The following is a 1,373-nucleotide window of genomic DNA, read 5'->3' on the forward strand; positions in this document are numbered from 1 at the left end:
CCGCCGTGACCCTCTTCGAACGGGCGGCCGCGGCGGCACCCTCCGAGCCGGAGCGGCGGGCCCTGCTCGCCCGCGCCGAGGAGCTGACCGGTCCGGGTCGGCCGAAAGTCTGATCCGGGGAGCCCGAAGTCCCGCTCAGAGCCGATGCGCCCGTGCGCACGGACCGCGAAGCTTTCTCTCGGAGCAGAGACCGAGTCGCGGAGGGACCCCATGACGATCGACGACGAGAATCGACCGGCCCGGCAACGGATCACGCTGACCGACATCAGCTCCCGAGCCTGGGAACACCCCGCCGACCGCGGCGCGCTGACCGCCCTGCGCGAACTGCGCGGCTTCGACGACGTGGTGAAGGCGTTCTTCGGCATGTGGAACGAGCGCGGCTTCCGGCTCTCGTACCTGGCGGGCTCGATCCGCGTCGACCACCGCCAGTATCCGCGGGTGCATCAGCGCTTCGTCGAGGCCGCGACGACGCTCGACGTGGCCGAGCTGCCCGAGCTGTACGTCTCGCAGTCGCCGATGATCCACGGTCAGGCGATCGGCATGGACAAGCCGTTCATCGTCATCACCACCGGCGCGGTCGAGAAGCTCGACGACGACGAACTGCGCGCGCTGCTCGGCCACGAGATCGGCCACGTGCGCAGCGGCCACGCCGTCTACAAGACCATCATGGTGATCCTGACCAGGTGGGCGGCGAACGTCAGCTGGCTACCGATCGGCGCGATCGCGCTGCGGGCGATCATCGCGGCGATGTACGAGTGGTGGCGCAAGGCCGAGCTGTCGGCGGACCGCGCGGGCCTGCTCGCCGGCCAGGACCCGGCCGCCTCGATCCGCCTGCTGATGAAGCTCGCGGGCGGCGGCGACCTGTCGCAGATCGACACGGCGGCCTTCCTGGAACAGGCGGCCGAGTATCAGGGCGGCGGCGACCTCCGCGACAGCATCCACAAGATCGGCATGACGGCGTGGAGCAGCCACCCGGTGCCGGTCGCCCGCGCGGCGGAGCTGCGCCGCTGGATCGACTCGGGCGACTACGGCCGGATCCTCGGCGGTGACTTCCCGCGCCGCGACTCGGACGGCAACGCGTCGGTCACCGACGACGTGAAGGCGGCGGCGGGCCACTACCGGGACGTGTTCCAGAACTCGCCGGACCCCCTGGTGACGCTGGTCCGCCGGGTCGGCGGCGGCGCGGCCGACATCGGCGGCTGGGCCGGCGCGCAGACCGGGAAGGCGTGGGCCTGGGCGAGCACGGCGGCCGACGCGGCCGGGCGGGCGGCCCGCCGCGAGGGCCGGGGTGACGACCCGGCCAACGGCTCGGGTGACGGCCCGGCCGGGGAGAACCCGCCGGCCTGACCAGACGTCGCCCGCGCTCCCGGTTG

At 73.0% G+C, this 1,373-nt stretch carries 1 protein-coding gene; it reads left to right on the plus strand.

Annotation, left to right across the window (positions count from 1 at the left end):
* Positions 1 to 210 precede the first annotated feature (210 nt).
* Positions 211 to 1,347 carry a M48 family metallopeptidase gene (locus AB0F10_RS45710; protein WP_360640904.1) on the plus strand — a complete coding sequence of 379 codons (1,137 nt, stop codon included), beginning with the start codon at positions 211 to 213 and terminating at the stop codon, positions 1,345 to 1,347.
* Positions 1,348 to 1,373: the final 26 nt, after the last annotated feature.

Source organism: Actinoplanes sp. NPDC026623, from assembly GCF_040638275.1.
GTDB lineage: Bacteria > Actinomycetota > Actinomycetes > Mycobacteriales > Micromonosporaceae > Actinoplanes.